Source organism: Kitasatospora sp. NPDC097691 (assembly GCF_040302665.1).
GTDB lineage: Bacteria > Actinomycetota > Actinomycetes > Streptomycetales > Streptomycetaceae > Kitasatospora.
Genome location: NZ_JBEORY010000056.1, coordinates 37580 through 64207, shown reverse-complemented (window position 1 = coordinate 64207; position 26628 = coordinate 37580). Strand labels below are relative to the sequence as shown.

Genomic DNA, 26628 nt, shown 5'->3' with positions numbered 1-26628 from the left:
GGTTTCCGGCGAAGTATCGCTCTCCTATGCGGAGTTGGATGCGCGTGCGGAGCGGTTGGCGGGGCTGTTGGTGGCCCGTGCCTCGATGCCGGGCGCCTGCGTCTTTCCACGGTCGTACGCGAGCACGGGCTTCGAACGCCCACCCGGGGTCCGGGCCGGCGGGCGGTGCCCGGTTTCGGACACTCTGACGGGATCCGTACGCGCATTCGAAAGAAGGCGCCGCCCTTCTGGCACAAGGCCCGGTATGGTCTGGGGTAACCGTGGACGCGGGGTATCGGAGTCCCCCTGCGCGAGGAGCCCCCAACGTGCTGATCACCCATGACACCGAGTGCGCGCTGAGCATCCTCGTGGAGTTGCTCAACACCGCACCCGAGGTGTGCGGCGCCGAGCGGCTGCCGGACGTCGCCGCGCTCGACGCCTTCGTGGTCGGCCAGGAGATCAGCGAGATCGACTCGCTGACCGAGGACGACCTGCGCCGGGTGCACGAGCTGCGCACCCGGCTGCGCGAGGTGTTCGGGACGGAGTCCACCGCGGAGGCCGCCGAACTGGTCAACGCGATCGTCGCGGCCGCCGGGACGACGCCCCGGCTGACCGACCACGACGGCCACGACTGGCACATCCACTACTTCGCGCCGCACGCCGCACTCGGCGACCACCTGGCGGCCGAGCTGGGCATGGCGCTGGCCTTCATCCTCATGGCCGGCGAGCGCGAGCGGCTGCGCCGGTGCGAGGCGCCGGACTGCGCGCGGGTCTTCGTGGACCTCTCCCGGAACCGCTCCCGGCGCTACTGCGACAGCCGCACCTGCGGCAACCGGCTGCACGTCGCCGCGTACCGGGCGCGGCAGCGCTCGGCGGAGGCCGTCCCCTCGTCCTGACCGGCGGGCCGGCGGGACTCCCCGCTCCTCGGGGCCGTGTTCCGCGGCGGCGTCGCGTTCGGACCCCGCGGTCAGATCCCGCGCTTGCGGAGGATCTCCTCGATGTCGGCGAAGTCGCCGAGACCGTCGTCACGCTTGCCCCCGGCCTGCTTCTTCGGCGCCTTGGGCGCCGGTGCCACCGCCGGGCGCTCGGACGCCGGTCCGGCGGCCGCGGGGCGCTCCGGCGGGGCCTCGACGGCGCCGCGGCGGCCCACCCAGCGGGTGGTGACCAGCAAGGCCGCGGAGACGGCGAGCAACACGATTCCGGTCCACACCCGGGGGTCGAGGACCAGCTTCGCCGCCCAGTCGGTGAACGCCCGGCCGATCGTGCTCGCCAGCGGGAAGAGGCCGGTCAGGTAGAGCCCGGCGGGCACCAGGGCGACCGCGAACCAGCGGGTCGCCGACAGGAAGCGCCGCTTGTAGGCCTGCAGGCCCGCGACGGCCACGCCGCCCGCCGTGAGCATGAAGCTGATCGCCGCGCTCAGCACGGGGCCACCCCTTCGCGTCCGATCGTCGTGGTCATCGGTGCCTCCCTGTCGGTCCGCCCTCGGGCGCACCGCCGGCCGGGGCGGGCGCCCACTAGTGGAACACTGAGGGAATGATCGATGGTTCCCTCCCCCGCCTTGAGTTCTGGTGCGACCTCCAGTGCCCGGACTGCCGTACCGCGCTGGACGACGTACGGGCGCTGCGCGCGCAGTACGGCGACGCGCTGCCCGTGGAGCTGCGGCACTTCCCGTTGGAGAAGCACAAGCACGCCTACGCGGCCGCCGAGGCGGCCGAGGAGGCGTTCGCCCAGGGGCTGGGCTGGCCGTTCGTGGAGGCGCTGCTGGCCCGGGTCGAGGAGCTGGACGCGCGGGGGCAGCAGGTGCTGCTGGACGTCGCCCGCGAGGTCGGGGCGGACGTCGAGGAGGTCGACACCGCGCTGGTCGACGGTCGGCACATGCTGATCGTCGACGCCGACCAGGCCGAGGGGAAGGCGATCGGGGTCACGGGCACGCCGACGTACGTGATCGGCGGCGAGCGCTTGGACGGCGGGCAGAGCCAGGACGGGCTGCGGGAGCGGATCGTGGCCGTCATCGAGGCGGCGCGCGCTTCCTGACGGCACGTCAGAGTGCTTTGCCGTAGAGGCGTTCGGTGATGCGGTAGCCGAGCGAGTGGTAGAGCTGGACCGCGACCTCGTTGTCGGCGAAGACGTTGAGTCCGAGGTTGCGCACCCCGGCGGCGAGGCACTCCCGCTCGGCGAGCAGCATCAGGGTTCGGCCGTGTCCCCGGCCCCGGTGGGCCGGGGACACCTCGACCACCATCACCCAGGCGAGCGGTTCGCCGTCCGGCAGGTCCCGCAGGTGGAGGGCCACCCAGATCGAGCCGTACGGCTCCGGGCCGCCGTCGGCCCCGTAGAGGCTGCGCAGGACGGCGCCCGGAGTCTCGACGCCCTGCGGGAGCAGGGTCGGCCGGCCGCCGCCGGACTTGGCGCGGGCCTGCTCCTCGGTGAGACCGGAGGCCACGAGTGCCAGGGCGAAGCGCTCCGCTCCCCCGTCGAGCCAGCCCGGGAGCGCTTCGGCCTCGATCGGGCGCACGGTCAGTCCGGCGGGCAGGGCGGGGGCGCCGGTGAGGTGCTTGGTCAGGGTCCGCATCCGCTCGGTGTAGCCGAGGGTGGCGGCGAGGGCCCGTGCGACGGGCGCCGGTTCGGGGATCCTGACGTCCACCCGGACGCAGTCCCAGTGGCGCAGCACCTCCTCGGCGGCCAGCGCGCCGAACGTGCCACGGCCCCGGCCGCGCCCTTCGGTGACCTCCAACTCCGATATCTCGCCCCAGAGTCGGCCGCCGTGCGCAGTGGCGGTGGTGCGCAGCGCGCCGACCGGGTGGCCGTTCGACAGGATCCGCCAGCGTCTGGTGCGGCCGCCGGCCGCGGTGGGTGTCTCCGGGCCCTCGGGGCGCAGCGTGGTGGTCATGTGGTGGTCCCTTCCCCTTGCTCGGAAGGTTATCCACGGGGGCCGGCCACGCGACCGGGTTCCGCGGCCCGGAGGCTGGATCAGGGGTCGAGGTCGTCGCCGCTGCGCTCGGCGAAGACGGACATGGCCTTGGTGGTGACGGGGCCGATGCCGGGCAGTTCGCGGTCGTCGACCCGGGTGACGGCCTGGACGTCGCGGGTGGTGGAGGTCAGGAAGACCTCCTCGGCGTCCTGGAGGGCGTCGAGCGGGAGGTCGGCCTCCTCCGCGCCGCACCAGTCGACGACGAGCTGTCGGGTGATGCCGGCCAGGCAGCCGGAGGCGAGGGCGGGCGTGAGCAGGCGGCCGCCGATGACGACGAAGACGTTGGAGCCGGTGCCCTCGCAGAGTCGACCGGCGGTGTTGGCGAAGAGGGCCTCGGAGGCGCCGGCGCGGTGGGCGGCGGCGAGGGCGACGACGTTCTCGGCGTACGAGGTGGTCTTGAGGCCGGCGACGGCGCTGTGCTCGTTGCGGCGCCAGGGGACGACGGCGACGGCGGTCTCGTCGGGACGGCGGTTGATGGCGCCGAGCGCGACGACGAGGGTGGGGCCGGTGGTGCCGCGTTCGGAGCCGAGCGGGGCCTGGCCTCCGGTGTAGGTCACGCGCAGGCGGCCGAGCGGTGCCGGGTTGGCGGCGAGCACCTGGGCACAGGCCTCGCGGACCAGGTCGTGGTCGGGGTCGGGCAGGCCGAGGCCGCGGGCGGAGCGGGTGAGCCGGTCGAGGTGACGGGTGACCGCGAAGGCCCTGCCGTCGACGGTCTTCATGGTCTCGAAGACACCGTCGCCGGTGGTGAGGCCGTGGTCGAGGACGGAGACGGCGGCGTCGGCGGAATCGACGAGGGTCCCGTTGACCCAGCTCGTGGTGCGGTTGTGCATCGAGGGCTGCTCCTCAGCGGTGGGCGGTGTGGCTCATGCCCCGGTCGGATCGGGTTCGCTGCCCGACGCTATCGCGACCAGGCGGGCTGCCTTGAGTTCGGTTTCCGCCCACTCGCGTTCGGGGTCGGAGCCCCAGGTGATGCCGGCGCCGGTGCCGAAGCGCAGGACGGGTGTGCCGGGGTCGGTCCGGTCGAGCCAGAAGGTGCGGATGCCGACGGCGAGTTCGGCCTCGCCGCGGTCGGCGTCGACCCAGCCGACGGCGCCGCAGTACGGGCCGCGGGGGGCGGTCTCCAGGGCGTCGATGATCCGCAGGGCGCTGGACTTGGGGGCGCCGGTGACGGAGCCGGGCGGGAAGGTCGCGGCGAGGAGTTCGGGCCAGCCGGCGTCCTCGCGCAGGGCGCCCTCGACGGTGGAGACCAGGTGGACCAGGCCGGGGTGCTTCTCGACGGCGCAGAGGTCCGGGACGGTGACGCTGCCGGTGTCGCAGACGCGGCCGAGGTCGTTGCGGACCAGGTCCACGATCATCACGTTCTCGGCGTGGTCCTTGTCGAGGAGGTCGTCCTCGGTGCGGCCGGTGCCCTTGATCGGGCCGGAGGAGACGGTGCGGCCGGTGCGGCGCAGGTAGAGCTCGGGGGAGGCGGTGGCGATCTCGACGCCGTGCTCGGGCAGCCGGATGGTGCCGGCGTAGGGGGCGGGGTTGCCGTGGGCGAGGAGCCCGGTGAGGGCGTCGATGTCGCTGAGGTCCGGGTCGGGCAGCGGAGCGGACATCACCCGGCAGAGGTTGGCCTGGTAGACCTCGCCGGCGGCTATGTACTCGCGGATGCGGCGCACGCCTGCGGTGTAGGTGGTGCGGTCCAGGGAGCTGTGCCAGCCGCCGGCGTCCGGGCCCCGCCAGCCGGCACCGGAGGGCGGGGCGGGGGCGGGGCGGACCTGGTCGAAGCGTGCGCAGGTGAGCCGTCCCTCGAAGTCGTAGGCGACGGCCCAGTAGCCGGCGGAGTCGAGGGCGGCCGGGTCCGAGGTGACGTCGCGCAGTCCGGTGGCCAGGCGGCCGCCGAAGCGGGCGAGCGGGGTGCTGGGGTCGGGGTGGCCGGACACGGTTCTCCTGCGCGGTGTGCTGGGCGGCGGTGTCTGAAGTGTAGGTCGGGGGGCGCGCGGCCGACCCTGGTGCGCCCCCTGCACGACGGGGCGCACGAGCCGGGGCTCGTACCCGCTTCCGAGCAGCTCCGGGCGTCGCACGGGTGTGCGTCGGGTGACCTGCGGATGATCGTCCGGGAGCGCCGCAGGTGGCGGCCGGTCACCGCCGGCGCGCGCTCACGGGACGGCGCTCGGCGGGCACGCCCTCGGCACGCTGCGAGAACGGATTTTTAGCTGGCCCGGGAATCCGCTAGAGTTCAACACGTCGCCAGGGAGCGCAGCCGGGAAGAACGGCGAAGGTCCTGGGAGACAGGCGGACGTGGCTCAGTTGGTAGAGCATCACCTTGCCAAGGTGAGGGTCGCGAGTTCGAATCTCGTCGTCCGCTCGTTGGAGAACAGTGTAAGATCGTTCTTCATGTGTTGCCTGGTGGAGTGGCCGAGAGGCGAGGCAACGGCCTGCAAAGCCGTGTACACGGGTTCAAATCCCGTCTCCACCTCCAAGAGGATCTCCCGGTTTACCGGGAGGCCTCCCCGCGCGATTAGCTCAGCGGGAGAGCACTACCTTGACACGGTAGGGGTCACTGGTTCAATCCCAGTATCGCGCACAGTAACGGGCCCTTCGAGGCCTGCTGCACCACTGCCTCACCAGGCGCGATTAGCTCAGCGGGAGAGCACTACCTTGACACGGTAGGGGTCACTGGTTCAATCCCAGTATCGCGCACGTCGGATCCTCCGGGGTCCGCTGCAGGACCGCCTCACCAGGCGCGATTAGCTCAGCGGGAGAGCACTACCTTGACACGGTAGGGGTCACTGGTTCAATCCCAGTATCGCGCACGTCGGGCCCTTCGGGGTTCGCTGCAGGACCGCCTCATCAGGCGCGATTAGCTCAGCGGGAGAGCACTACCTTGACACGGTAGGGGTCACTGGTTCAATCCCAGTATCGCGCACAGTAACGACCGGGGCCGTGATCCATGAGGATCGCGGCCCCGGTCTTTTGCGTTGCTCCGCTGCTCCCCCGCGGTGGCCGGACAGGAGTCTCCCGGCAGTGGCCGGACATGGGAAGAGCCGCGTACGGACGCCCTCACCGACGTCCGTACGCGGCATCTCCGCCTGCCGGGGCGCTCTGCGCACCGCTCTCGCCCGTCCGCGAGTCATCGCGGCCGCGGCCTCCCCGGCGGCACCGCTCCCCGTCCCCAGGGGACCGGTGCCCGTTCTGTGTCCGTCCCCTGGGGGACGGCGTCCTTCTCAGGTGCTCCTCGGTCCGCTGTGCTTCAGCGGCCGATCAGATCGGCGACGGCCTGGGCCTGGTTCGCCATCTGGTCCCACCCACCGAAGAGCAGTATCAGGAGCACGGCACACGGCAGGGCCATGGCCAGCGCCACCGCGGGGTGCCGGGTGGGCTGCTCGGCGGTGGACCGGGACTGGACGAAGGCCGGCTGACGGCGGCGGGGGTCTCCCGTGAGCTGCGGTGCCATGCCCTTACTCCTGATCCGGTCGAGTTGGCGCGGTGAACGGCTTACCTCGGGGGACGAGCTTCCCGTCCACCGCTGGACACAACGCTATTGGTCAGGGGGCCCTGCGGACGTCATGCCGTCGTACTGTTCCTCGGACGTCCCGGAGGATGACGCTCGGACTTGAGGCCTACTACCGCAGGGGGAGGGAAGGTTGACCCGACCCCCGGGGGAACCCTGAGGGGTAACCCCGAGAGGCGATCCGGCACCCCTGTGACCTGCAGGTCAATGCAAGATCAGACAATCGCACGGCGGCTTGAGGTGTTGCGTATCAGCACACCGCAGCAGGCAGTCCGTAAGCTGTGCCAGACAGGAACTGACGATGGCCCAACCGACGGGGCCTCACCCACAGGCTGACGGGGAACGGAACATGGCGATGATGCGGCTGAGGCGTGAGGACCCCCGCATCGTCGGGCCGTACCGCCTGCACCGGCGACTGGGCGCCGGCGGCATGGGCGTGGTCTACCTCGGCTCCGACCGCCGCGGGCAGCGCGTCGCGCTCAAGCTGATCCGCGCCGAGCTCGCCGAGGACCTGGAGTTCCGCACCCGCTTCGCCCGCGAGATCGCCGCCGCCTCCCGCATCCGGGGTGGCTGCACCGCCCGCGTGGTCGGCTCCGACATCGAAGCCGACCGGCCGTGGCTGGCCACCGCCTACGTGCCCGGGCCCTCGCTCTACAAGCGGGTCGGTGACGAGGGGCCGCTGAACTGGCCCGAGGCGGCCCGGATCGGGGCCGCGCTCGCCGACGGGCTGGTCAAGGTGCACGAGGCCGGGGTGGTCCACCGGGACCTCAAGCCCTCCAACATCCTGCTCTCGCCGCGGGGCCCGCGGATCATCGACTTCGGCATCGCGTGGTCGCGCGGCGCCAGCACGCTCACCCACGTCGGCACGGCGGTCGGCTCCCCCGGCTTCCTCGCGCCGGAGCAGGTCCGCGGAGCCGCCGTCACGCCGGCCACCGACGTCTTCGCCTTCGGGGCCACCCTCGCGTACGCCCTCACCGGGGACACCCCGTTCGGCTCGGGGGCCTCCTCCGAGGTGATGCTGTACCGGGTCGTCCACGAGGAGCCCGACCTGTCGGCCGTACCGCCGCAGCTCGCGCCGCTGATCCGGGCCTGCCTGGCCAAGGAGCCCGCCGAACGGCCCGGCGCGGCCGCGCTGCACGAGCGGCTCAGCGAGCTGGCCGCGCGCGGGACGGCGGCCGGGGCCGCCGGCGCCGCCCGCACGGCCCGGCCCGGGCGAGGGGCACCCTCGCCCGCCCCGCAGGACGGCGCCCGGCAGAGCGTCCCTGCGCCCGGGCGCTCGCCCGAACCGCCCGCCGCGGCCCGGGCCCGGGCGGCAGCGGGCCGTCCCGGCGCGCAGGTCTCCGGGGCCGCGGGGCGCCGCCCGCAGGGGGCCGCCGCACCACTCCCCCGGCCCGAGCCGACGCCCGTGACCCGTCCGCTGCGCCCGGACCGTCCGCAGACGCCGCCCCCGGCCCGTCCCGGCCCCCGCGACCGGGTCCGCCCCCGCGACCGCCAGCACACCCCCGCCCCCGGCGGACGGCCCGGCACGGCGCGGCAGCGGCTGCTGCGGCAGCGCCTGGTGGTCTTCGTCACGGTGACCATCGGGGTGGCGCTGGCCATCGCGGCCGCACAGGGGTGCGAGGACCGGGGCAACCAGGGGCTGAAGCCGCCGACCGGGGCGGTCGCGAGCGCCGGTGCCGGTGCCGGTGCGGGCGGCGGCGGTGGCGGTGGCGGTTTGCTGGCGGTGCCGGGGACATCGGTGGACGTCGTCCCGCAGGCCACGACCACACCACTCCCGGCGGCAGCGCGCGGCGGCACGGCGGACGGTGCCCTGACCGCCCCGCAGGGGCCGGTACCGGCGGTCGACTGGCCGAACCGCAGCTACCCCGACGGGGCGGGCGGACCGGCCATCGCCCTGAAGGACGGCCACTCGGCCGGGGCCGGGCCGCAGGTCGCGCTGACCACGGTGCTGCCGGCCCGGTACAAGGGCCTGCCGGCCGCGGTCGTGGTCCTGCGGCGAGCCGAGGGCTCGGCGCCGGTCGACCTCGTCCAGCTCTACACCTTCACCGGGGACAGCCCGGTCTCCGCCACCTCCCGCACCTCGGCGGCGGACCCCCAGGCGGCGGCCACCTGGCGGCTGGACGGCAGCACGGTCGTCCGCGAGGAACGCGTCGCCGCCACCGGCGCGGTCACCTCCACCCGCTACACCGTCCGCGCCGACGGCACCCTCGACGAGTCCTGGCCCGGCGCCCCCGGCGTCCCCGCCCAACCCCCCGCCGCCGCCCCGGCCCCACCCACGGCCGCCGCAACGGGCTGACCGGGGGCGGGGTGCAGCACGGGACGTCGGATCGGCCGACTTCCCGTGTCACGGCGGCACGCACGGCAGGGGCTGCGCGGGTTTCCGGCCGGTGAAGCTGCCCCGCGCCGCGCACGGTGAGCCGCTGAAGGGCGAGCCGGCTACGCGGAGCCGGGCCGGCCGACATCGAAGGCCATGCAGTACGGCACGGGAACGCGGTTCGCCCCGGTGTGAAGGCTGCCACCGGGGCCGCGGACGAGGGGCCGGCCGCACCACGATGCCGCCGGGTGCCCTGTGGACGCAGGAAGTCGAACCGGCCGACCTCCGGTGACATGGCGGCACCCGCGGCCTCCGGCGGCGGGGCGGGGTCAGGTGGTGGGGGTGGTGACGGCGTAGAAGGCCACGGCTGCGGCGGCGCCCACGTTGAGGGAGTCGATGCCGTGGGCCATGGGGATGCGGACCGGGTGGTCGGCGGCCGCGATGGCGTGGGGGGTGAGGCCGTCGCCCTCGGCGCCGAGCATGAGGGCGGCTTTGGGGAGGCGGTGCGGGGTGAGGCCGGCGAGGTCGACGGCGTTGTCCGCGGGGGTGAGGGCGAGGAGGGTGAAGCCGGCGGCGCGCACCGTGTCGAGGGCGGCCGGCCAGGGGTCGAGGCGGGCGTACGGGACCGCGAAGACGGCGCCCATGGAGACCTTGACGGCGCGCCGGTACAGCGGGTCGGCGCAGTCGGGCGAGAGCAGGACGGCGTCCATGCCGAGGGCGGCGGCGCTGCGGAAGATGGCGCCGAGGTTGGTGTGGTCGACCAGGCCCTCCAGGACGGCGACCCGGCGGGCTCCGGCGAGCAGGTCGGCCGCGTCCGGGAGGGGCTTGCGCTCCATCGAGGCGAGGGCGCCGCGGTGGACGTGGTAGCCGGTGACGGCTTCGGCGAGCGTGGGCTCGACCACGTGGACCGGGGCGTCGGCCTCGGCGATGACGTCGGCCATCACGTCCAGCCACTTGGCAGTGAGCAGCATCGACCGCATCCGGTAGCCGGCGGCGAGGGCCCGGCGGATGACCTTCTCCCCCTCCGCGATGAACAGGCCCTCGGCGGGTTCGCGGCGGCGGCGCAGTTCGACGTCGGTGAGGCCGGTGTAGTCGGCGAGTCGGGGGTCGGCCGGGTCGGTGATGGTGCTGGGTTCGGACACCCTGCGATCTTGCCAAGCCGGGGCGGGGAAGGCCAAACGGCCGATGGGACGGGGTGGTCCCCGGCTGGTCGGAGTGCAAATATGACCGTATGGCCCGATATCCGGGCCGATCCCGGGCTCCGTCGGCCTCTGGCGCCACTGGCTCCGCCGGCTCCTCCGGTGGGCGCCCACACGGTCGGCCACAGCTGCCGCGCGCGATGCGGGAATGGCCGGTGTGGCACCGGTCGCTGGCGGGACAGGTGTTCGCGCTGCAGATCCTGGTCGTGCTGCTGCTGGTGGCGGCGGCCGTGGTGGCACTGGTGGTGCAGTCGCACAAGGACGCCGACAACGAGGCGCGCAACCGCTCGGTGGCGGTCGCCCAGACCTTCGCGAACTCGCCGGGCATGGTCGAGGCGCTCCGCTCCCCCGATCCGACCGCGATCCTCCAGCCGAAGGCGCAGTCCGCACGGATCGGCTCCGGCGTGGACTTCATCGTCGTCCTGAACAACCAGGGCATCCGCTACACCCACCCGAACCCGGCCCGGATCGGCCAGAAGTTCGTCGGCACCTACGAGCCCGCCCTGCACGGCCAGGTGGTGACCGAGCACGTCACGGGCACGCTCGGCCCGCTGGTGCAGGCCGTCGTGCCGGTGTACGCGCCGGACGGCCAGGTGGTCGGGCTGGTCTCGGCGGGCGTCACGCTGGCGAACGTGAGCACGGCGAGCGAGCGTCAGCTGCCGGTGGTGCTGGGCGCGGCGGCCGGCGCGATCGGGCTGGCCACGCTCGGGACGGCGCTGATCAGCCGTCGGCTGCGGCGGCAGACGCGCGGGTTGGGCCCGATCGAGATGACCCGCATGTACGAGCACCACGCGGCCGTGCTGCACGCGGTGCGCGAGGGCGTCATGATCGTCGGTGGGGACGGGCGGCTGCTGCTCTGCAACGACGAGGCCCGCCGACTGCTGGACCTGCCGCCGGACGCCGAGGGCCGTCCGGTGACCGAGCTGGGCCTGGAGCAGGCGCCGCTGGCGCTGCTGACGGCCAACCGCCAGGTGACCGACCAGGTGGTGCTGGCCGGGGAGCGGCTGCTGGCGGTGAACGTCAGGCTGACCGACCAGGCCCCCGACGGGCCGCCCGGCTGCGTCGCCACGCTGCGCGACTCCACCGAGCTGCTGGCGCTGTCCGGCCGGGCCGAGCGCGCCCAGCGGCGGCTGCGGCTGCTGTACGACGCCGGGGTGACGGTGGGCAGCACGCTGGACGTGACGCGGACGGCGGAGGAGCTGGCGCAGGTCGCGGTGCCGCGGTTCGCGGACTTCGTCACGGTGGACCTCGCGGAGCAGGTCCTGGCCGGCGAGGAGCCGCCACCAGGCACCTCGCTGGGGCGGATGCGGCGGACGGCGGTGCAGGGCGTCCGGGACGACGCGCCGTTCTACCCGGTCGGCACGGTGCTGGACGTGGTGCCCGAGACCCCGCTCGCGGGGGTGCTGCACAGCGGGGAGCCCGCCCTGGAACCGGACCTGGCGGAGGCCCTGCGGTGGCGGGAGCAGGACCCGCAGCGGTCGGCGCAGCTGCTGGCGTACGGGGTGCACTCGCTGGTGCGGGTGCCGCTGCGGGCGCGCGGGGTGCCGCTGGGGGTGGCCCGGTTCTGGCGGGCGCAGCGGGAGGAGCCGTTCGAGACGGACGACCTGGCGCTGGCCGAGGAGCTGGTGTCGCACGCCGCGGTGTGCATCGACAACGCCCGGCGCTACACCCGGGAGCACGCGATGGCGGTGACGCTGCAGCACAGCCTGCTGCCGCGCAGCCTGCCGGCCCAGAACGCGCTGGAGGTGGCGCACCGCTACCTGCCGGCCCAGGCGGGGGTGGGCGGGGACTGGTTCGACGTGATCCCGCTGCCGGGCGCGCGGGTGGCCCTGGTGGTAGGGGACGTGGTGGGGCACGGGCTGCACGCGGCGGCCACGATGGGCCGGCTGCGCACCGCGATCCACAACTTCTCGACCCTGGACCTGCCGCCGGACGAGCTGCTGGGGCACCTGGACGAGCTGGTGAACCGGATCGACCAGGACGAGGCGGCGAGCGGGGAGCACGCGGGACTGACCGGGGCGACCTGTCTGTACGCGATCTACGACCCGGTGTCGCGGCGCTGCACGCTGGCGACCGCCGGGCACCCGCCGCCCGCCGTGGTGGACCCGCAGGGCCGGGTGGCGTTCCCGGAGCTGCCGACCGGGCCGCCGCTCGGGCTGGCGGTGCTGCCGTTCGAGACGGCCGAGCTGGAGCTGGCGGAGGGCAGCCGACTGGTGCTGTACACGGACGGGCTGATCGAGGACCGCGACCGGGACATCGACGAGGGGCTGGAGCTGTTGCGGACCGCGCTGAGCGGCCCGCTGCGCACGCCCGAGCAGACCTGCGCGGACGTGCTCGGGGCGATGCTGCCGTCGCACCCGCAGGACGACATCGCGCTGTTGGTGGCGCAGACCAGGGTGCTGGCGCCGGACCACGTGGCGGAGTGGGACGTGCCGTCCGACCCGGCCGCGGTGGGTGCCGTGCGGGGCGAGGTGGCCCGGCGACTGGAGGCCTGGGGGCTGGAGGATGCCGCGTTCGTCACCGAGCTGATCCTCAGCGAGCTGGTGACCAACGCGATCCGCTACGGCTCGGGGCCGATCCGGGTACGGCTGCTCCGGGACCGTGCGCTGATCTGCGAGGTGTCGGACGGCAGCAGCACCTCGCCGCACCTGCGGTACGCGGCGACCGAGGACGAGGGCGGGCGCGGGCTGTTCCTGGTCGCCCAGTTCGCGGACCGCTGGGGGACGCGCTACACGGCGACCGGGAAGGTCATCTGGACGGAGCAGCCGCTGGAGTAGGAAGTCGGCCGGGCCGACTTCCCACTCCGGGGGTGCCTACCGCTGGAAGGCGGCGGCCAGGACGTTGACGACGTCGCCGACGACGATCACCGCCGGGGGCTTGACGCCCTCGGCCTCGACCACGGCGGCGACGGTGCCCAGGGTGGCGTCGACCCGGCGCTGGGCGGCGGTGGTGCCCTCCTGGACGATCGCGACCGGGGTGTCCGCCGGCCGGCCGTACTCGACCAGCCGGGCGGCGATCGCGCCGATCTTGTCCACGGCCATCAGCAGCACCAGGGTGCCGCTCATCTTCGCGGCGGCCTCCCAGTTGGTGAGGGAGCGCTCGTCGTCCGGGCCGACGTGGCCGGAGATCACGGTGAACTCGTGGGTCATGCCGCGGTGGGTGACCGGGACGCCAGCCGAGGCGGGCACGCTGATCGAGCTGGAGATCCCGGGCACGACGGTGACCGGCAGGCCCGCCTCGGCGCAGGCCAGCAGCTCCTCGCCGCCGCGCCCGAAGACGTACGGGTCGCCGCCCTTGAGACGGACGACGAACTTGCCGGCCTTGGCGTGCTCGATCAGGGTGCGGTTGATCGCCTCCTGGGCCATGAACCGGCCGTACGGGATCTTGGAGGCGTCGATCACCTCGACGTGCTCGGGCAGCTCGGCGAGCAGCTCGCGCGGGGCGAGGCGGTCGGTGACCACCACGTCGGCATCGGCGAGCAGGCGGCGGCCGCGCACGGTGATCAGGTCCGGGTCCCCGGGGCCGCCGCCGACCAGGGCGACGCCGGCGCCGTGCGAGCGGTACTGGCGGGCAGCCAGCGAGCCGTCCCGCAGGCCGTCCACGATGGCGTCGCGCAGGGCGGCGGAGTGGCGCGGGTCGCCGGTGAGGACGGCCACGGTGGCGCCCGCGTCGCGGCCGCTGGCCGGGGTCCAGGCGGTGGCGGCGGAGGCGTCGTCGCTGCGGGAGCAGAACACCCGGCCGCGCTCGGCCTCGGCGCTGACCGCCGCGTTGACGGCCGGGTCGTCGGTGGCGACCAGGACGTACCAGGTGTCGGCCAGGTCGCCGTCACGGTACGGGCGGGCGTGCCAGGTGAGCTCGCCGGCGTCGGCCATCGCCTGGACGGCCGGGGTGGTGGCCGGGGATATCAGGTGCAGCTCGGCCCCGGCCGCGATCAGGGCGGGCAGCCGGCGCTGGGCGACCTGGCCGCCGCCGACCACGACGACGCGGCGGCCGGCCAGCAGCAGGCCGACCGGGTAGGGAGTACGGCCCTCGGTGCTCGGGTGCGGGGTGGGCGCGGTCATCGGCGCTGCTCCTGATCGGGGTGAGGGGTGAGGTGTGGGGACGGTACGGCGAGACGCCGCTCCGCGGCCCGGCGCGCCCTCGGGCCGGTCCGCGGAGCGGTGACGAGGTGTGCGTCAGGCCTTCTCGGTGACCCCGGCGGAGTCGAAGGTGGCTACATCGTGCATCGCCCGGGCCGCGCTCTGCACCAGCGGAAGGGCCAGCAGGGCGCCGGTGCCCTCGCCGAGCCGCAGGTCCAGGTCGATCAGCGGACGCAGGCCGAGCTTCGCCAGCGCGGCCTGGTGGCCGGGCTCGGCGGAGCGGTGCCCGGCGATGCAGGCGGCCAGCACCTCGGGGGCGATCGCCTTGGCGGCCAGGGCGGCCGAACCGGCGATGACACCGTCCAGCACCACCGGGGTGCGCAGCGAGGCGGCGCCCAGCAGGAAGCCGGCGATGGCCGCGTGCTCCAGGCCGCCGACCGCGGCGAGGACGCCGATCGGGTCGCTCGGGTCGGGCTGGTGGAGGGCCAGCGCGGCGCGGATGACCTCGATCTTGCGGGCGTGGGTCTCGTCGTCGATGCCGGTGCCGCGGCCGGTGACCTCGGCCGGGTCGAGACCGGTGAACACCGAGATCAGGGCGGCCGAGGCGGTGGTGTTGGCGATGCCCATGTCACCGGTGACCAGCGCCTTGTTGCCCGCCGCGATCAGGTCGCGGGCGGTCTCGATGCCGACCTCGACGGCCTGGAGGACCTCCTCGCGGGTCATCGCCGGGCCCTGGGTCATGTCGGCGGTGCCGGGGCGGACCTTGCGCGGCAGCAGGCCGGTGGCGCGGCCCTGCTGGACGGCCTCCGGCAGCTCGGCGGCCACGCCGACGTCGACCACGCAGACCTCGGTGCCGATCTGCTTCGCGAAGGAGTTGATCACCGCTCCCCCGGCCAGGAAGTTGCCGACCATCTGGGCGGTCACCTCCTGCGGCCAGGGGCTGACTCCCTGGGCGTGCACGCCGTGGTCGCCCGCGAAGATCGCCACGCAGGCGGGCTCCGGGATCGGCGGCGGGCACTTGCGGGACAGGCCGCACAGCTGGGCGGAGATGATCTCCAGCATGCCGAGCGAACCGGCCGGCTTGGTCATCCGCTTCTGGCGGTCCCAGGCCTCGCCGAGCGCCTTGGCGTCCAGCGGGCGGATGCCGCGCAGGGTCTCGGCGAGCAGGCTCTGCGGCTCCTCGCCGGGCAGCGCGCGGTTGCCGTACTGCTCCTCGTGGACGACCCAGGACAGCGGGCGCTTCTTGGCCCAGCCCTGCTGCTCCAGCTCGGGCTCGCCCGGGAAGGAGTCGACGAAGCCGACGCACAGGTAGGCGACGACCTCCAGGTGCTCGGGCAGGCCGAGCTCGCGGACCAGCTCCTCGTCGTCGAAGAAGCTCACCCAGCCGACGCCCAGGCCCTCGGCGCGGGCGGCCAGCCAGAGGTTCTCGACGGCCAGGGCGGCCGAGTACGGGGCCATCTGGGGCTGGGTGTGCCGGCCGAGGGTGTGCCGGCCGCCGCGGGTGCGGTCGGCGGTCACCACGATGTTGACCGGGGTTTCGAGGATGGCCTCGATCTTGATTTCCTTGAACTGCTTGGCCCGGCCCTTGGGCAGCGAGTCCGCGTACGCCTCGCGCTGGCGCTCGGCCAGGGCGTGCATCCGCTTGCGGGTCTTGCGCGAGCGGATCACCACGAAGTCCCAGGGCTGCGAGTAGCCGACGCTGGGCGCGGTGTGCGCGGCCTCCAGGACGCGGATCAGCACCTCGTGCGGGATCGGGTCCGGGCGGAAGCCGTTGCGGATGTCGCGGCGCTCGCGGATCACCTGGTGGACGGCGTCGCGACCGGCCTCGTCGTACCCCGGGGCGGCCGGGCCGCGCGGCTCGGCGGGCTCCTCGGGCTGCTGCTCCTCGGCGGCCGGCTGGTCGGCGGCGGGGGCCTCGGGGGCCTGCTCGGCTCCGACCGGCTGGTCGGCGGCGGGCTGCTCGGCCTCGGGGGCCTCGGGGGCCTGCTCGGCGGCGACGGGCTGTTCGACCTGCTCGACCTGCTCGACCTGCTCGGCGGGCTGGTCGGCCTGCGGCTCCTCGGCAACGGCGGCCTCGGCGGCCTGCTCGGCGGTCTCGGCGACGGCTGCGTCGGCGGGGGCCTCGGCCGGGACCTGGGCCTGGGCCTGCTCGGCGACCGGCTCGGCGGCGGCCTCCGGCGCGACCGCAGGGGCCTCGGCACCGTTCTCGGCCGGCGCGACGACGGCCTCGGCGACCTCGGCGACCTCGGCGAGATCGGCGACCTCGGCGACGGACTGCTGCTCCGGCTCCTGCGCGGCGGCTTCGACGGGCTGCGCCGCCTCGGCCGCGGCGGCCGGCTCGGCGACGGTCTCGACCGCGGTGTCGCCCGTGGTCCCGGCGACCGGCTCGGTGACACCCTCGGCGGGAGCCTCGGCCGGCGACTGGGCCTGCTCGGCGACCGGCTCGGCAGGGGCATCCGCCGGGGTCTCGGCCGGCGCGGCCTCCTGCTGCTGCGGCTGCTCGGCCTCGACGGCGGGCTCGTTGACGGCCTCGCTGCCGGGCTCGCTGACGGCCTGCCCGGACGGCATCTCACCGGTGCCCGCGGCGGTCTCGGCGACCGGCTCGACGACGGCCTCCGGCGCGACCGCAGGGGCCTCGGCGGCCTCCGCGCTCTGGGCGGGCTCGGCGGCGGGAGCGGCCTGGACGGCCTCGCCGCCTTCGACGGCCTGCGGCGCGTCGGCGGCCACTATGGGCGCGGACGGCTGCGGAGCCGCCTCCTCGACCGCCGGGGCCTGGGTGGCCTCGACCTTGGGCAGGCCGTGCGGGGTGGGCGCGGCGAGGAAGGCGGAGATCCGGCGCGGCTGACCGGCCGGGGCGGCGGCCTCGGCCTCGGCCTGCTCGACGGCGCCCTCGACCGCGACGGTCTCGACGGCGACGGACCCGGCGGCGGCCGGGTCGACCATGACCGACTCGACGGCGACCGACTCCACGGCGACGGACTCGACCGCGACCGGAGCGGCGGTGGCCTGGGCCTGCTCGGCGACCGGCTCGACCACGACGGCCTGCGGCGCGACGGCCACGGCCTCCGCGGCGGCCTGCGCGGCCTGGGCACCCTGGAAGGCCTGGGCGGCCTCCGGCGTCTCGATGACCTCGATCACCTCGATCGCCCCGACCGTCTCGACGGCGAGCACGCCCTCGACCGGCTGCGAGGCATGCGGCACCTGCAGCGGCTGCTGGAGGTCCGGGGCGAGCGGCGGCTGCTGACCGTCCGCCACCGGAGCACCCGCGACCAGCGGGACGATCGGCGGCACCGGTGCTGCCGGAGCGGCGTGCGGCGCGGCGGCCGGAGCCTGGAAGGCGGCCTCGGCCATCGGCGGCCGGCCGACGACCGGGATGCCGTGCGCGGGCGTGCCGCCCTGCGACGGGCCGCGGTCGGCCAGCGAGCGGACCGGGACCTGGCCGGTCATCAGCGACGGGTCCGGGATCGGCGGGCCGGCGTGCAGCGGGCGACGCGGCGGCTGAGCCTGCGTCATCGGCTGCTGCGCCTGCTGCTGCAACTGGACGGGCTGCTGCTGGACCTGCTCGGCGCCGAGCGCCGGCGGGTCCACCGGCGGCCAGGACGGCTCGACCGGGGTGCCGTCCTGCTGCTGCGCGAGCGGCAGTTGCTCGGCGGGGACGGCGGCCATCGGCTCGCCCCAGGAACCCTGCGGGCCGGGCATCAGCAGCACGTCGTCATCGTCGTCCAAGCCGTCCGGCGAGTCGGGCTGGTCGAGGAAGTGGAAGGCCGGACGCGGGGCGCCCTGGTCGACGCCCATGCCCCATCCCTCGCCGGGGTGACCGCCCGGCGGCACGCCGGGGACGGCGTAACCGGGCTGGCCCTGCGGCGGGATGGTGCCCATGCCCGGCGGCATCGCGCCGGGCATGCCACCGACTGGGGCCGCCGGGTTCGGGATCATTCCGCCGTCCGTCGCGACGCCCTGCAGAGGTGCAACGCCCGCGACGCCCTCCGGTCCGCCGAGCGGGTCAGGCCCGGCGTGCAGGTGCTCCGGCAGTCCCTCGCCCGGGACGTGGCCGCCATCGGTCATTGTCAAAGCTCCTTCCAGGCCGCTGCCGCGCCCTTGGCGACACGATCACCGATCGCAGCGCCCATCCGCACGGGCCGGGCCTGCACCGACCCGCCCCTCAACCACACGCGGCCGCCGCGCCGTGGCGCTGCGGCCCAAGTCCATCCGGCGCGCTGCGGCGCCCCGGCCCGGTGCACCGCCCGCACGGGGCGGCGCATCGTCTGAAACAACGACAACCCGGAGCAACCGGCACGACCGCACCGGACCCTACGGCATTCTCCAGGTCCGGCACGAGGCTCGTCGAATTGCCCACACTCCGAGCGGAACCGGCTTGCACCACGTCAAAAAGGTGACAAACCGACCGAATCGGGTGGGTCGCCGATCACTGCAGCCGCCCAGGACGTCACACTACCGGCCCGGCGCGGTCACCTCTCGAATCGGTGTCCGGATGCGACCTGGATCACCGTCCGTGCTATGCGCGGGCGACCGCCCGCGCGACCGTCGCGCCCCGGCGCACGCCCGAGGCCTTCACACGATCTGCTCACCCCAGAGCACCAGTGCGCCGGTTCCGCCCGCCCCCAGTTCCAGCCCGCCGCCCTCGCCCGCGGACCTCAGCGGGGTCGACTGGAGCAGCACGCCGTCCGCCCGGTAGCCGGCCGCGCCGATCGCCCGGCTGATCTCCTCCACCTCGGCGAAGGTGCGGGCCAGTGCGACGAAGCGGGCCGGCTTGCGGGCCAGCACCGCGCGCACCACCTCCGGTCCACCGGACTCCACCACCGCCGCGTCCGGTTCCGGCAGGCCGCCCAGCACTTCGGGGCCGCTGCCGTACACGGCCTCCACCTCGACGCCGTACCGGCGGGCGTTGACGGCCAGCCGGGCGCAGGCCGAGCGGGAGCCCTCGACCGCGACCACGGCGGCGCCGAACCGGGCCGCCTCCACCGCGAGGGCGCCGTTCCCCGCGCCGACCGACCAGACCAGGTCCCCGGGACGTGCACCCAGACGGGCCAGCACCAGGGCGCGCACGTGGGCAGGGAGCTCCTCCGACGCGCCCGTTTCACCACCCGTGCGCCCGGCGCCCGCGTAGGCATCACCGGGGAGCGCCCAGCCGCGCTCCGCGCCGGGGTAGCCGACCGGGCGCCCGGCCAGCCAGCCTGCCGCCTGGTCCACCGCCGCCGCCTGGGCGCCGCCGATCACCAGCACCACGTTGGGGTCGCGCCAGACGTGGTCGGCGATCCGGTCGGAGGTGAGGACGGTGACGTCCTCGTCCGGGGTGCCGAGGGCCTCGCAGACCACGAAGGTCCGGTGCACCCCGCGCAGCATCAGGGCGAGTTCGGCGGGGCCGGCGCCCGGGGCGGTGAGCACCGCGACCTTGGGGTGGGCCCGGCAGATGTTGGCCGCGCGGCGCAGCCGACCGCCGTGCGCACTGACCACCTGGGCGTCCTCCCAGGGCATGCCGGCCCGGGCGAAGGCGGTGGCGACGGAGGAGACGGCGGGCAGGACCTCCAGTTCGAGGCCGTACTCGGGACGGCGCAAGGTGCGCACCACGCCGAAGAAGCCCGGGTCGCCCTCGGCGACCACGACGGCGGCGCCGCGGTGTTCGGCGATCCGGCGGGCAGCCTGCCGGATGTCGCCGAGGGTGATCCGCTCGGCGGCGTCCGGCACCGGGAGGGCGCCCAGTTGGTAGGGGGCTCCGGCCACCAGGGTCGCCGCGGCCAGGGCCGCGCCGGCGGCCTCGGTCAGCGGCGTGCCGTCCCACCCGATGACCGTGATCCGGTCAGCCATCTGCGGCCGTTCTCCCTCGACTCGGTGCGCCACTCGGTGCGCCGTGGTGTGCCGTGGTGCGGCGTGCTGCGGCGCCGGTCAGAGGCTACCGGGTGTGATCCCCCGGAGGCGGACATCTCGTACACATGTCCGTGGCGAGCGGGTGACCGGCGGCTGTCGGGATGTGCGGATCCGACCGCGCGGGCCCGACCCCGAAGGTCCGACCGCGCTGGTCCGACCGCCCCGGACGGCGCGGGTTCAGTCGCGCAGCACGTAGCGGTGGTCGCCGTGCCAGCCGTCCCGGTGCAGCTCGGGCGACTCCAGGTCCTCCGGGAGCAGGCTCCAGAGGATGAGGTCGCTGCGGCTCTCTTCCACGACCTCGCCGGACTCGCCGCGCACTATCCAGGCGCTGCGCAGCACGCCCTCGCTGATGCCGCCGATCTTCTGGGCGACCTGCTGGGCGGCGGTGTTCCCGGCGGCGGTGCGCATCTCCAGACGCAGGAAGCCGCGGTCCTCGAACAGCCACTGGGCGACCCCGAGGACGGCCTCCGGGGCGTAGCCCTCGCCGCGCGCCCAGGAGGCGGTGACGTAGGAGATCTCGGTGCTGCGCAGCCGCCAGTCGGTGTTGCGCAGTTCGACCAGGCCGACCAGGCGCTGGGTCAGGTGTTCCGTGACGGCGAAGACGATGCCGCGCCCGGCGGCCCGGTGGGCGGGGGCGAGGCTGCGGGTGAGCTCGGCGGCGTACGCCTCGGTGAACGGGTGCGGGAGGTCGGTCCAGGCCAGGACGAGGTCGTCAGCCATCATCGTGGCCAGGCCGGGGGCGTCGTCCTCCGCAAGGGGACGCAGCAGCAGCCGTTCGGTGCTGATGGCGGTCTCGGGGAAGCTCGCTGCCATGCCGTCTCTCCTCGCCGGGTCGTGAACACAACACCGTACGCCTCCGTCGCACTCCGGGTACCACGCGGTGCGCCGCGCGCACGACGGTACGTCAGAACGCCGTCGCCCGAAGGTGTCCCTGGTGCATACTGCCCGACCGGGCCCCCGCCGAGGTGCGGCGGGGGCCCGGTCGGGCGTCGGGGGCGTACGGCGGTGCGACGGATCAGAACGCCGGGACGACCGAGCCCTGGAAGGTGTCGTCGATGTACTTCTTGACCTCGTCGGAGTGCAGCAGCTCGGCGAGCTTCTTGACCCGCGGGTCGTTCTCCTTGCCCTTCTTGACGGCGAGGATGTTGGCGTACGGGTTGCCCTCGGCCTTCTCCAGCACCAGTGCGTCGGTGGCGGGCTTCAGGCCGGAGTCCAGCGCGTAGTTGCCGTTGATGACGGCGGCGTCGACGTCGGCGATGGAGCGGGGCAGCTGGGCCGCCTCCAGCTCCTTCCACTTGAGGTTCTTCGGGTTGCCGGTCACGTCGGCCGGGGTGGCGGCGGTGCCGGCGCCGTCCTTGAGGGTGACCAGCTTGTTGTCGGCGAGCAGCTTGAGCGCGCGGCCCTCGTTGGTGGCGTCGTTGGGCAGGCCGATGGTGGCACCGTCCGGGAGGTCGGTGATCGACTTGACCTTCTTGGAGTAGACGCCGAGCGGCTCCAGGTGCACGGTCCCGACCGAGACGATGTCGGTGCCACGCTTCTTGTTGAAGTCCTCCAGGTACGGGACGTGCTGGAAGTAGTTGGCGTCGGCCGAACCGTCCTGCACCGCCGTGTTGGGGGTCACGTAGTCGGTGACCTCCTTGATGTCCAGCTTGAGGCCGGCCTTCTCCGCAAGGTTGTCCTTGACGAACTTGAGGATCTGCCCGTGCGGGGTGGGGCTGGCCACGACCTTGAGCGGCGCGTTCGGGTCCGAGGAGGACGAGCCCGAGCTGCTGCAGGCGGCCACCGAGAGGGCGAGACCGGCGGTGGCGAGGACACTGGTGAACTTCACAACGTTGCGCACGAAAAGTGCCTTTCTGCGTGATGCGGGGGAGCCGCGTCCGGGGATCGGACGTGGGAGGTCTAGGAGGCGACGAGGTCCTCGTCGGCGGTGGCGACGCCACGGGAGCGGAGCAGGCGGGTCCGGCCTCCGCCGTGGCCGCGGTTGGCCAGCCGGCGCACGAGGTAGTCGCCGGCCAGCTGGACGACGGTGACGATGACCGCGATCTCGGCGACGATGATCCACATGAACGCGGTCTCGAAGCGCAGGTAGCCGTACCGGTAGGCGAGGTCGCCGAGGCCGCCGCCGCCGACGGTGCCGGCCATCGCGGAGTAGCCGATCAGCGCGATGATCGTGGTGGTGACGGAGGCGACGATGCCGGGGAGCGCCTCGGGGACGAACGTCTTGCGCACGAGCGTCCAGGTGCCTCCGCCCATCGCCTGCACGGCCTCGACCAGGCCGCGGTCGACCTCGCGGACGTTGGTCTCGACCAGCCGGGCGAAGAAGGGGATCGCGCCGACGGTCAGCGGCACGGTGGCCGCCTGCCAGCCGAGCGAGTTGCCGGTCAGCCACCGGGTGAAGGAGATCAGCGCGATCATCAGGATGATGAACGGCAGTGAGCGCGCGAGGTTCACGATCGCGCCGAGCACCTTGTTCACCGGCTGGTTCTGGAGCGCTCCGCCCTTGGAGGTGAGCACCAGCAGGACGCCGAGCGGCAGGCCGAGCAGCACGGTGCAGGCCGTGGACACGCCGACCATCTGGAAGGTCTCCACCGTGGCGGGCCGCATCAGGGCCCACATCTCGTCCCAGGTCATGCCACCGCTCCGTCCACCGCGCCGAGTACGTCCACCTGCAGGCCCTGCTCGCGCAGGTAGCCGATCGGCACCACGTTGTCCTGGTGCCCGCCGGGCAGCTCGACCCGCATCCGCCCGACCATCCGGCCGGCGATGGTCTCCACGGCGGCGCCGAGGATGTTGATGTCGATCTGGTAGGTGCGGGCCAGCTGGGAGACGAACGGCTGGGCCGAGGTGTCGCCCTGGAAGGTGATCTCCAGCACGGTGGAGCCGGGGTGGCCGGTGCCGAACTCGCTGAGCGGGAACAGCTCGCGGGCCAGCTCGGAGCCGGGCTCGGCCAGCAGGTCGGTGAGCTCGCCGGACTCGACCACCTTGCCGCCGCGCATCAGGGCGGCGGAGTCGCAGACGGACTTGATGACGTCCATCTCGTGGGTGATCAGCAGGACGGTGAGGCCGAGCTGCTGGTTGAGCTCGCGCAGCAGGTTGAGGATCGAGCGGGTGGTCTCCGGGTCGAGCGCCGAGGTGGCCTCGTCGGAGAGCAGCACCTTGGGGTCGCCGGCCAGGGCGCGGGCGATGCCGACGCGCTGCTTCTGGCCGCCGGACAGCTGGTTGGGGTAGCTGCGGGCCTTGTCGCCGAGGCCGACCAGGTCGAGCAGCTCGGCGGCCTTGCGGCGGCGCTGGGTGCGGTCCAGGCCGATGATCTCCAGCGGGAGTTCGACGTTCTGTTGCACCGTCCGCGAGGAGAGCAGGTTGAAGTGCTGGAAGACCATGCCGATCCGGCGGCGCGCCTCGCGCAGCTCCCGTCCCGCCCGGTTCTCGCCGCCGGACAGCGCGGTGAGTTCGACCCCGTCCACGGTGACGGTGCCGGAGGTCGGGCGCTCCAGCATGTTCACGCAGCGGATGAGGGTGGACTTGCCGGCACCGCTGGTGCCGACGACGCCGTAGACCTCGCCCGGGCGGACGTGCAGGTCGACACCGGCGAGGGCGGTCACCTCGCGGCCTCGGGAGCGGTAGACCTTCGTGAGGTCCGTGGTGGTGATCACAGCTGCTTCCGTGGGTCGGGGGCGGGCGGCGCGGGTCGACCGCCCGACCGGTTCCGGTCGGCGGTTTCCTACGGCGCTTCGCCAGGGGGATCCGGACCTGCCGCCCCTTGATCGTGGCCGCCGGGCGGCCGGGCCACGCGACGGCGTGGCCCTTACGAGTAAGCGGCGCCCGCGGGTGGGCGGGCACGGCAAGGGGAGGGGTCCGGGAGGATGGGCGCGCTCGCACGGGGGGGAGCGGCGCCGGAGTCTCGCTTCGGGGCGCGAGGGGGTGGCACCCGCACGGGGGTGCCGGGGGCGGTGGCCCTCAGCAGTGACACATTCGACGGCACATGGCACGCTCACCTGCCGGCAGCGTGCCGGTGGGGGTGCAGTTCGTCGTCGCAGTCATGTAAGCCAGTAAAACAGATGGTTCGGGGTACGCCCAATCATTTCGCGGCGCTGTCCGCAATGCGGACACATACCGCTGTGACCAGGGAAGACATGGCTCGGCGCCGCCACCGAACCGTCCGGATGGTGGCGGCGCCGAGCCGGGGGTGCGGGGCGGCGGGCTCAGGCCGTCGCGGCGAGCGGGGTGTCGACGGCCTTCTCCAGGTGGACGAAACTCAGCCGGCTGTTGACCTGCTCGACCCGGGTCTGGCGGTAGCCCTGGCGGGCGTACAGGCGCAGGTTGCCGAGGCTGCGGTGGCCGGTGAACAGGCGGTAGGCGGACACCTGGCCGTCCTCGGCGAGCCGGCGCTCCAGCGCGTCCAGCAGGCGGCCGCCGAGGCCGTGGCGCTGCATCCGCGGGTGGACGACCAGACGCCCTATCCGGCCGACGCCGTCGGCGTCGATGCGGCCGCGGACGGTGCCGACCACCTCGTCGCCCAGCCGGGCGACCAGGAAGTGCTGCTCGGTCAGTTCGGCGCGCAGGCTCTCCAGGCTCTGTGTCAGGGGCTCGATCGCCCAGTCGCCGTACAGCTCGGCCTCGGGCTGGTAGCCGAGGTACTGGAGCTTGAGGATCTGCTCCGCGTCCTCGGCCGCCGCGGCCGAGATGATCACGCTCATGCCCATGTGGAGGGGCCTCCCCAGTCGTCGTGCCCGGCGCGCAGAGGGTGGCGCGCTCACGCTCAGTATCCGAGTGATCGCGGCACCGTCAAGAGCTGCGTTCGCCAGCGCTCTACCCGGGTGTCAGCTTCCCTCAACCTTCGCGGGGTCTGACGTGGCGAGGGTCACGCCCCGACGCGCAGGGCGGCGCGGGTGCCCGCAGGCGCCCCGGGCGCCTCACGGGTACCGCTCCGCACGGAGCAACGTGCGCAGGCAGGCGAGGCAGCGGGAGCGCGTGGGCCCGATGGAGCCGCGGGGCATGCCGAGGCGCTCGGAGAGCTCGCGGTAGGTGGGCGGCGGGTCCTCGGCGAGGGCGGCGATCAGTTGCGGACAGCGACCGGGCAGGGCGGCCACGGTCTCGCGGACCACGCGGCGGCGGCGTTCGGCGAGGTAGACGTCCTCGGCGGAGGGGACGGGGGGAAGGGTGGTGCACACACCGTGCATGACGCCCGGGGGCGGGGCCGGTTACGCCCGGGCCGTGGCACGGACGCCGGAGGGGCGCGCCGGTCGGACCGCCGCGCCCCTCCTCCCTGCCGGCCTCCGGTCAGCCCCGGACCCACTCCTGCTGCCGCGCCAGATCCGCCTTCACCTCGGCGAGCTGGACCGCGACCGCGGAGGGGGCGGTGCCGCCGCGCCCGTTGCGGGAGGCGATGGCGCCGTGCACGCTGAGCACCGAACGGACCTCCGGCGTCAGGTGCCCGGAGATCGCGGCGAACTGCTCGTCCGTCAGGTCGGACAGCTCGATGCCCTCGGCCTCGCAGACCTTGACGCAGGCGCCGGCCACCTCGTGCGCGACCCGGAACGGCACGCCCTGCTTGACCAGCCACTCGGCGATGTCGGTGGCGAGCGAGAAGCCGGCCGGGGCGAGCTCCTCCAGCCGCTCCCGGTGCACGGTGAGGGTGGCCATCATCCCGGTGAACGCGGGCAGCAGCACCTCCAGCGTGTCGCAGGAGTCGAAGACCGGCTCCTTGTCCTCCTGGAGGTCCCGGTTGTAGGCGAGCGGCAGCGCCTTGAGGGTGGCCAGCAGGCCGGTCAGGTTGCCGATCAGGCGGCCGGACTTGCCACGGGCGAGCTCGGCGATGTCCGGGTTCTTCTTCTGCGGCATGATCGAGGAGCCGGTGGAGAAGGCGTCGTGCAGCGTGATGAAGCCGAACTCCTTGGTGTTCCAGATGATCACCTCCTCCGCGATCCGGGAGAGGTTGATCCCGATCATCGCGGTCACGAAGGCGAACTCGGCGACGAAGTCGCGCGAGGCCGTGCCGTCGATGGAGTTGCCGACCGAGCCGCCCTCGAAGCCGAGGTCGGCGGCGACGGCCTGCGGGTCGAGGCCGAGCGAGGAGCCGGCCAGCGCCCCGGAGCCGTACGGCGAGACGGCGGTGCGGGCGTCCCACTGGCGCAGCCGCTCGGCGTCCCGGCCGAGGGCCTGCACGTGCGCGAGGACGTGGTGGGCGAAGAGCACGGGCTGGGCGTGCTGGAGGTGGGTGCGGCCCGGCATGGCGGTGTCCGGGTGCGCCTCGGCGAGGCCGACCAGGGCCTGCTGGAGGTCGAGCAGCAGGCCGCCGATGGTCTTCGCGTGGTCCCGCAGGTACATCCGGAACAGGGTGGCGATCTGGTCGTTGCGCGAGCGCCCGGCCCGCAGCTTGCCGCCGAGCTCGGCGCCGAGGCGCTCCAGCAGGCCGCGCTCCAGGGCGGTGTGGACGTCCTCGTCGGCGACGGTGCCCGTGAAGGTGCCCGCCTCGACGTCGGCGAGCAGCCGGTCGAGGCCGGCCAGCATGGCGGCCAGCTCGTCGTCGGACAGCAGCCCGGCCTTGTGCAGGACCCGGGCGTGGGCCTTGGAGCCGGCGATGTCGTACGGCGCGAGCCGCCAGTCGAAGTGGACCGAGGCGGACAGCTTGGCCAGCGCCTCGGACGGGCCGTCGGCGAAGCGCGCGCCCCAGAGGCGGACGTCGGAGGACTGCTGGGCGGTCATCG

19 protein-coding genes, 6 tRNA genes and 1 pseudogene are annotated in these 26628 nt (G+C 74.1%); 10 read left to right on the top strand and 16 right to left on the bottom strand.

Translation table 11 applies throughout. The features are described 5' to 3' along the window. Positions 1-305: 305 nt before the first annotated feature. A complete protein-coding gene (locus ABTY56_RS30190) occupies positions 306-875 on the top strand; it encodes a CGNR zinc finger domain-containing protein (RefSeq protein WP_350632522.1) in 570 nt (189 codons plus the stop codon). A 71-nt stretch (positions 876-946) separates the two neighbouring features. Here ABTY56_RS30190 and ABTY56_RS30185 read toward each other — a convergent pair whose 3' ends face one another. Continuing rightward, complete coding sequence (locus ABTY56_RS30185; protein ID WP_350632521.1) at positions 947-1402, bottom strand: hypothetical protein; 456 nt, start codon at positions 1400-1402, stop codon at positions 947-949. 110 nt (positions 1403-1512) lie between these two features. Here ABTY56_RS30185 and ABTY56_RS30180 point away from each other — a divergent pair, with 110 nt between their 5' ends. After that, the gene (locus tag ABTY56_RS30180; RefSeq protein ID WP_350632520.1) at positions 1513-2013 is read left to right on the top strand and encodes a DsbA family protein; all 501 of its coding nucleotides are present in this window, start codon (positions 1513-1515) and stop codon (positions 2011-2013) included. A 7-nt stretch (positions 2014-2020) separates the two neighbouring features. Here the strand turns inward: ABTY56_RS30180 and ABTY56_RS30175 are convergent, their stop codons facing one another. The 3 genes from ABTY56_RS30175 to ABTY56_RS30165 form a co-directional block, all read right to left on the bottom strand. Beyond that, entirely contained in the window at positions 2021-2866 is an 846-nt protein-coding gene (locus ABTY56_RS30175) for a GNAT family N-acetyltransferase (RefSeq protein WP_350632519.1), read from the bottom strand. An 80-nt stretch (positions 2867-2946) separates the two neighbouring features. After that, positions 2947-3777 (bottom strand): aminotransferase class IV, encoded by an 831-nt coding sequence (locus ABTY56_RS30170; protein WP_350632518.1) that lies wholly within the window; start codon positions 3775-3777, stop codon positions 2947-2949. A gap of 33 nt (positions 3778-3810) precedes the next feature. Further along, positions 3811-4872, bottom strand: a complete 1062-nt coding sequence (locus tag ABTY56_RS30165) for a chorismate-binding protein (RefSeq protein ID WP_350632517.1) — start codon at positions 4870-4872, stop codon at positions 3811-3813. Between the two features lie 352 nt (positions 4873-5224). Between ABTY56_RS30165 and ABTY56_RS30160 the strand changes: the two genes are divergently transcribed. From ABTY56_RS30160 to ABTY56_RS30135, 6 genes are all read left to right on the top strand, one after another. After that, positions 5225-5297, top strand: a tRNA-Gly gene (locus tag ABTY56_RS30160). 40 nt (positions 5298-5337) lie between these two features. Beyond that, positions 5338-5411: transfer RNA gene (locus ABTY56_RS30155), tRNA-Cys, on the top strand. A 33-nt stretch (positions 5412-5444) separates the two neighbouring features. Beyond that, positions 5445-5516 (top strand) — tRNA-Val (locus ABTY56_RS30150). A gap of 44 nt (positions 5517-5560) precedes the next feature. Continuing rightward, positions 5561-5632: transfer RNA gene (locus ABTY56_RS30145), tRNA-Val, on the top strand. A gap of 41 nt (positions 5633-5673) precedes the next feature. Further along, a tRNA-Val gene (locus tag ABTY56_RS30140) sits at positions 5674-5745 on the top strand. A gap of 41 nt (positions 5746-5786) precedes the next feature. Further along, positions 5787-5858 (top strand) — tRNA-Val (locus ABTY56_RS30135). Between the two features lie 324 nt (positions 5859-6182). On the opposite strand, the gene ABTY56_RS30130 is transcribed toward ABTY56_RS30135, so the two are convergent. Beyond that, on the bottom strand, positions 6183-6386 hold the full coding sequence (locus ABTY56_RS30130; RefSeq protein ID WP_350632516.1) for a hypothetical protein: 204 nt from the start codon (positions 6384-6386) through the stop codon (positions 6183-6185). 406 nt (positions 6387-6792) lie between these two features. Between ABTY56_RS30130 and ABTY56_RS30125 the strand changes: the two are divergent. Further along, positions 6793-8136: pseudogene (locus tag ABTY56_RS30125) on the top strand (serine/threonine-protein kinase); the annotation flags it as partial. 950 nt (positions 8137-9086) lie between these two features. On the opposite strand, the gene ABTY56_RS30120 reads toward ABTY56_RS30125, so the two are convergent. Continuing rightward, positions 9087-9899 carry a TrmH family RNA methyltransferase gene (locus tag ABTY56_RS30120; protein ID WP_350632515.1) on the bottom strand — a complete coding sequence of 271 codons (813 nt, stop codon included), beginning with the start codon at positions 9897-9899 and terminating at the stop codon, positions 9087-9089. Between the two features lie 89 nt (positions 9900-9988). Between ABTY56_RS30120 and ABTY56_RS30115 the strand changes: the two genes are divergently transcribed. Then, a complete protein-coding gene (locus ABTY56_RS30115; protein ID WP_502893213.1) occupies positions 9989-12733 on the top strand; it encodes a SpoIIE family protein phosphatase in 2745 nt (914 codons plus the stop codon). A gap of 36 nt (positions 12734-12769) precedes the next feature. On the opposite strand, the gene cobA is transcribed toward ABTY56_RS30115, so the two are convergent. From cobA to argH, 10 genes are all read right to left on the bottom strand, one after another. After that, entirely contained in the window at positions 12770-14017 is a 1248-nt protein-coding gene (gene cobA, locus ABTY56_RS30110) for a uroporphyrinogen-III C-methyltransferase (protein ID WP_350632513.1), read from the bottom strand. A 114-nt stretch (positions 14018-14131) separates the two neighbouring features. Then, positions 14132-18100 (bottom strand): nicotinate-nucleotide--dimethylbenzimidazole phosphoribosyltransferase, encoded by a 3969-nt coding sequence (gene cobT / locus ABTY56_RS30105; RefSeq protein ID WP_350632512.1) that lies wholly within the window; start codon positions 18098-18100, stop codon positions 14132-14134. 507 nt (positions 18101-18607) lie between these two features. Then, the gene (cbiE, locus tag ABTY56_RS30100; protein WP_350632511.1) at positions 18608-19861 is read right to left on the bottom strand and encodes a precorrin-6y C5,15-methyltransferase (decarboxylating) subunit CbiE; all 1254 of its coding nucleotides are present in this window, start codon (positions 19859-19861) and stop codon (positions 18608-18610) included. A gap of 237 nt (positions 19862-20098) precedes the next feature. After that, complete coding sequence (locus tag ABTY56_RS30095; protein WP_350632510.1) at positions 20099-20734, bottom strand: GNAT family N-acetyltransferase; 636 nt, start codon at positions 20732-20734, stop codon at positions 20099-20101. A gap of 202 nt (positions 20735-20936) precedes the next feature. Then, positions 20937-21761 (bottom strand): MetQ/NlpA family ABC transporter substrate-binding protein, encoded by an 825-nt coding sequence (locus ABTY56_RS30090; protein ID WP_350632509.1) that lies wholly within the window; start codon positions 21759-21761, stop codon positions 20937-20939. A 59-nt stretch (positions 21762-21820) separates the two neighbouring features. Next, positions 21821-22552, bottom strand: coding sequence for a methionine ABC transporter permease (locus ABTY56_RS30085; RefSeq protein ID WP_350632508.1), 732 nt, complete (start codon positions 22550-22552; stop codon positions 21821-21823). Then, positions 22549-23574, bottom strand: coding sequence for a methionine ABC transporter ATP-binding protein (locus ABTY56_RS30080; RefSeq protein WP_350632507.1), 1026 nt, complete (start codon positions 23572-23574; stop codon positions 22549-22551). The genes ABTY56_RS30085 and ABTY56_RS30080 overlap by 4 nt, the downstream gene beginning before the upstream one ends. A 549-nt stretch (positions 23575-24123) precedes the next feature. Then, positions 24124-24624: a GNAT family N-acetyltransferase gene (locus ABTY56_RS30075; RefSeq protein WP_350632506.1), complete on the bottom strand. Its 501-nt coding sequence runs from the start codon at positions 24622-24624 to the stop codon at positions 24124-24126. A 210-nt stretch (positions 24625-24834) separates the two neighbouring features. Then, the gene (locus ABTY56_RS30070; RefSeq protein ID WP_350523765.1) at positions 24835-25092 is read right to left on the bottom strand and encodes a winged helix-turn-helix domain-containing protein; all 258 of its coding nucleotides are present in this window, start codon (positions 25090-25092) and stop codon (positions 24835-24837) included. 109 nt (positions 25093-25201) lie between these two features. Beyond that, complete coding sequence (gene argH, locus ABTY56_RS30065) at positions 25202-26626, bottom strand: argininosuccinate lyase (RefSeq protein WP_350632505.1); 1425 nt, start codon at positions 26624-26626, stop codon at positions 25202-25204. Positions 26627-26628: the final 2 nt, after the last annotated feature.

What these genes read in the sequence shown, in the direction of transcription:
- ABTY56_RS30180 (WP_350632520.1), top strand. Translation starts at nt 1,513, where the DNA reads ATGATCGATGGTTCCCTCCCCCGCCTTGAGTTCTGGTGCGACCTCCAG.
- ABTY56_RS30175 (WP_350632519.1), bottom strand. Translation starts at nt 2,866, where the DNA reads ATGACCACCACGCTGCGCCCCGAGGGCCCGGAGACACCCACCGCGGCC.
- ABTY56_RS30170 (WP_350632518.1), bottom strand. Translation starts at nt 3,777, where the DNA reads ATGCACAACCGCACCACGAGCTGGGTCAACGGGACCCTCGTCGATTCC.
- ABTY56_RS30130 (WP_350632516.1), bottom strand. Translation starts at nt 6,386, where the DNA reads ATGGCACCGCAGCTCACGGGAGACCCCCGCCGCCGTCAGCCGGCCTTC.
- ABTY56_RS30115 (WP_502893213.1), top strand. Translation starts at nt 9,989, where the DNA reads ATGGCCCGATATCCGGGCCGATCCCGGGCTCCGTCGGCCTCTGGCGCC.
- cobA (WP_350632513.1), bottom strand. Translation starts at nt 14,017, where the DNA reads ATGACCGCGCCCACCCCGCACCCGAGCACCGAGGGCCGTACTCCCTAC.
- cobT (WP_350632512.1), bottom strand. Translation starts at nt 18,100, where the DNA reads ATGACCGATGGCGGCCACGTCCCGGGCGAGGGACTGCCGGAGCACCTG.
- cbiE (WP_350632511.1), bottom strand. Translation starts at nt 19,861, where the DNA reads ATGGCTGACCGGATCACGGTCATCGGGTGGGACGGCACGCCGCTGACC.
- ABTY56_RS30095 (WP_350632510.1), bottom strand. Translation starts at nt 20,734, where the DNA reads ATGGCAGCGAGCTTCCCCGAGACCGCCATCAGCACCGAACGGCTGCTG.
- ABTY56_RS30085 (WP_350632508.1), bottom strand. Translation starts at nt 22,552, where the DNA reads ATGACCTGGGACGAGATGTGGGCCCTGATGCGGCCCGCCACGGTGGAG.
- ABTY56_RS30075 (WP_350632506.1), bottom strand. Translation starts at nt 24,624, where the DNA reads ATGGGCATGAGCGTGATCATCTCGGCCGCGGCGGCCGAGGACGCGGAG.
- argH (WP_350632505.1), bottom strand. Translation starts at nt 26,626, where the DNA reads ATGACCGCCCAGCAGTCCTCCGACGTCCGCCTCTGGGGCGCGCGCTTC.